General features: G+C 70.8%; 5 protein-coding genes. All 5 read right to left on the bottom strand.

Going from position 1 to position 3,021, the window contains the following annotated elements:
- Nucleotides 1-233: 233 nt before the first annotated feature.
- The 5 genes from ACH65_RS17810 to ACH65_RS17790 are packed head-to-tail and all read right to left on the bottom strand — an operon-like array spanning nucleotide 234 to nucleotide 2,905.
- Nucleotides 234-590, bottom strand: coding sequence for an ApeI family dehydratase (locus tag ACH65_RS17810; RefSeq protein WP_049623981.1), 357 nt, complete (start codon nucleotides 588-590; stop codon nucleotides 234-236).
- On the bottom strand, nucleotides 587-1,132 hold the full coding sequence (locus tag ACH65_RS17805; RefSeq protein WP_049623980.1) for a COG4648 family protein: 546 nt from the start codon (nucleotides 1,130-1,132) through the stop codon (nucleotides 587-589). Before ACH65_RS17805 ends, ACH65_RS17810 begins: the two co-directional genes overlap by 4 nt.
- Nucleotides 1,120-1,389, bottom strand: coding sequence for a phosphopantetheine-binding protein (locus ACH65_RS17800; protein WP_049623979.1), 270 nt, complete (start codon nucleotides 1,387-1,389; stop codon nucleotides 1,120-1,122). Before ACH65_RS17800 ends, ACH65_RS17805 begins: the two co-directional genes overlap by 13 nt.
- Complete coding sequence (locus ACH65_RS17795) at nucleotides 1,386-2,195, bottom strand: lysophospholipid acyltransferase family protein (protein WP_237561563.1); 810 nt, start codon at nucleotides 2,193-2,195, stop codon at nucleotides 1,386-1,388. The genes ACH65_RS17800 and ACH65_RS17795 overlap by 4 nt, the downstream gene beginning before the upstream one ends.
- Nucleotides 2,156-2,905: a beta-ketoacyl synthase chain length factor gene (locus tag ACH65_RS17790; RefSeq protein ID WP_049623977.1), complete on the bottom strand. Its 750-nt coding sequence runs from the start codon at nucleotides 2,903-2,905 to the stop codon at nucleotides 2,156-2,158. The genes ACH65_RS17795 and ACH65_RS17790 overlap by 40 nt, the downstream gene beginning before the upstream one ends.
- Nucleotides 2,906-3,021: the final 116 nt, after the last annotated feature.

Here is a 3,021-nt window from a genome sequence, read left to right as displayed (position 1 = left end):
GGATGCCGACTCCTTTTCGACAGGACAGGGCAGCGGTAAGCGCCCGGAACGACAAGCTAGAGCGGCGGGCAAGAGCGACGGGCAGGAGCGTAATGGCGGCGTTCCCGCGAGCACCCGCCCCTCACCCCAACCCTCTCCCCGGCGGGGAGAGGGAGCCAAGTCGGGGGCCAGGCTTCCGCAGGTGGATGCATGCGACTTATGTTTCGGCAAGGGCCTGCCACGAAGCGACCGCATCAGCCGCCCCCCAGGCACAAGCGCCCCGCCGAGTAATGCGCCTCGCCCTTCGCCAGCGCGAAGTACAGCTTCCCCTTCGCCGCATCGAAGCGCAGCTGCAAATCCACCAAGTCCCCCGGACGCAACAACTGCTGGAACTTCAACGCCTCCATCTCGCGGCACCGGCGCGACGTGCCCAGCCTCGGCGCCGCCAGCTCCAGTGCCCAGGCCACCTGCACCACGCCCGGCACGATCGCCGCCTCGGGAAAATGGCCTTCCAGCTGCGCGAGGTCCGGCGGCACGCGCAGGGACAGCGACCAGGAGCCGTCCTCCAGGCGGCGCTCATCGAGCAGCTCGGGCAGGGTGGGGCGGCTCATGCCAGCTTCCGCAGGCGCTGGCGCAGCAGCCACTCGCCGCCGAACAGCACGCCCATGATGAAGTACACGATCAGGCCGTTGTACAGCGTCCACCACGACAGCGGCGCCCACAGCGTGAGCGCGGCCGAGGTGAGGCCGTTGAAGGCGAAGAACGCCACCCACACCCAGGTGACCTTGCGCGTGTAGCGCACCGCCTGCGGCGGCAGGTCCGGCTCGCGCACGCGCGCCACGCGCTCGATCATCGGCGGGCCGAAGCGCAGGCTGAGGCCGAACACCGCCAGCAGCAGCGCGCTGATCAGCGGCGGATACCAGTGCAGCATGGCCTCCTCGCCGGAGACCGCCAGCAGCACGCAGTACAGCAGCGCGGCGCCGACCATCCAGCGTCCGCCCGGCTGGCGCAGCAGCGCCGGCGCGCGGATCAGCCAGATCGCGCCGAGCACCAGCGCGAACACCGGCGGCGAGACCTTCTCCGAGCCGAAATAGACGACGAACGGATACAGCACGCCGACCACCGGCAGAAGCAGGTCGGTCAGCTTGCGCATGCGTTCCGCTGGGCCTCGATGTAGGCGGCGAGGGCGGCGACGGAGGCGAAATGCCGGCGTGCGTCCTTCACGTCGGACTCGATCCGCACGCCGTAGCGCTTCTGCAACGCCAGCGCCAGTTCCAGCGCATCGACCGAGTCGAGGCCCAGGCCCTCGCCGAACAGGGGCTGCGGCGGCGGGATGTCCGCGGCGGCGAGGTCTTCGAGCGCCAGCGTGTCGATGATCAGCTGGGCGATTTCCAGTTCCATGGCGGTCATGGTGCGGCGAGTTCCTTGAGAAAGAGGCGATGCAGGCAGTCGTTGAGGCGGCGCGAGGCGATCGGCAGCGGCGCGTCGCCGAAGGCTTCCGGCGCGATGTCCTCGCCCACCCGCAGGCGCACCTGCACGCGGCGGTCGGGGATGCGGTACCAGGGCTCGGCCTTGGTCAGCGTGGTGGGCGCCACGGTGATGTACACCGGCGTGACCACGCGCGCGCCGCGCAGCGCGATGGCCGCCGCGCCGCGGTGGAAGCAAGGCGCGCGGCCGGGCACGGTGCGCGTGCCTTCGGGGAACACGATCAGCGTCTGGCCTTCGCGCAGCACGTCGGCGGCCTGCTCCAGCATTTCGGGGCTGCCGCTGTTGCTGATGTACTGCGCCGCCTGCACCGGCCCGCGCGCGCAGGGATTGCGCCACAGGCCTTCCTTGACGATGCAGTTGGCGTCGCGCAGTTGCGCGATCAGGAACACTACGTCGATCAGCGAGGGATGGTTGGCGACGATCATCTGCCCCGGCCGGCCCAGCCGCTCGGCGCCCTCCACGCGGTAGTCGAGCAGGCCGGTGCGGTGCATGAACCGCACCAGCAGGTGGAAGGCGCGGCTGATCGCGCCGCGGGCCCGGCGTCGGCGATGCAGCGCGTCGCCCGGCAGCAGGGCCAGCGCCGGCAGCACCAGGAGGCGCAGCACGAGGCCGCCGAGGCCGAACAGCAGGAAGCTCATGCCGGTGGCCAGCAGACGCCACAGCCAGGCGTCCTGGCGGCGGCCTTCGTTCAGCGCAGGCGCTGCCAGTTCCATCGTCGGTTCTTCCATGAATGCTCCAGGCTGTCGCGCCCGTCGTGCAAGGCGCGCAGAAAATCCAGTGCGTGCGGCCAGGCGCTGGATGCGTCCGCGCCAGCGCGGCGCGTCAGTTGCAGGCGCCAGCGCGGCGCGTCCCCTCTCGTGTCCCGGCATGATCCGGCTCCCCCCAGTCGGAAGGCCGCAGCATACGAGAAGGGCACGTCTTCGATCCAATCGGCGTAGGCGGGGGCGGGTTTTTCCTCGGCCACCACCACCAGCACGGAGGGCGCGCCCTCGGCGAGCAGCAGCGCGCCTTCGAGCATGGCGTGCTCGAAGCCGTCGGTCTCGCCGGCCACGGCCACCGACTCGCCGCGCTGCCCGCGCAGGATCGACCACTGGCCGGCGATGGCGTTGTGCACGGAGAGCCCGAACTGGGTCGGCGACAGCGGCTGCTCGTCGGCGATGTCGCCGAGCAGGGCGACGGTGCGCGTGGTCTCGCCGTGGCGCGAGGCGAACACCAGCGGCAGCTGCTCGTCCTCGCCGCACAGCGGCCAGGCGGCGTCCAGCACCATGCGGGCGAGGCGGCTCAGGCGGCGGCGCTGCATGGCGGGGAGGAAGGCGCAGCTGGGTTGCTGGTCCTGTTCGTCGGGGGTGTAGGGGGCTTGGGCCCAGGTTTGCCAGGCGTGGTCGTTGTCCAGGCCGGGGGCCCAGGCGCGGTGGTGTTCGATGAGGAAGTCGGTCATGGGGTGGGCTCCCTGTTTTCTCTTGCTGGGAGCGCGTTGGCATAGGGATGTTTCGCTGTTCGGCAGGGGGTGACTGAGGCGACCTGGCCGGCCGTAGGCCGGGGGTTTCGCTCCCC

The sequence above is a fragment of the Frateuria defendens genome, from assembly GCF_001182895.1.
In the GTDB taxonomy this organism is placed as follows: domain Bacteria; phylum Pseudomonadota; class Gammaproteobacteria; order Xanthomonadales; family Rhodanobacteraceae; genus Frateuria_B; species Frateuria_B defendens.
The sequence above is the reverse complement of the archived record's forward strand: the minus strand, read 5'-3'. Positions and strand labels throughout refer to the sequence as shown.

Coding starts and splice junctions, on each gene's coding strand:
- ACH65_RS17810 (WP_049623981.1), bottom strand. CDS start 590: ATGAGCCGCCCCACCCTGCCCGAGCTGCTCGATGAGCGCCGCCTGGAG.
- ACH65_RS17805 (WP_049623980.1), bottom strand. CDS start 1,132: ATGCGCAAGCTGACCGACCTGCTTCTGCCGGTGGTCGGCGTGCTGTAT.
- ACH65_RS17800 (WP_049623979.1), bottom strand. CDS start 1,389: ATGACCGCCATGGAACTGGAAATCGCCCAGCTGATCATCGACACGCTG.
- ACH65_RS17795 (WP_237561563.1), bottom strand. CDS start 2,195: ATGGAAGAACCGACGATGGAACTGGCAGCGCCTGCGCTGAACGAAGGC.
- ACH65_RS17790 (WP_049623977.1), bottom strand. CDS start 2,905: ATGACCGACTTCCTCATCGAACACCACCGCGCCTGGGCCCCCGGCCTG.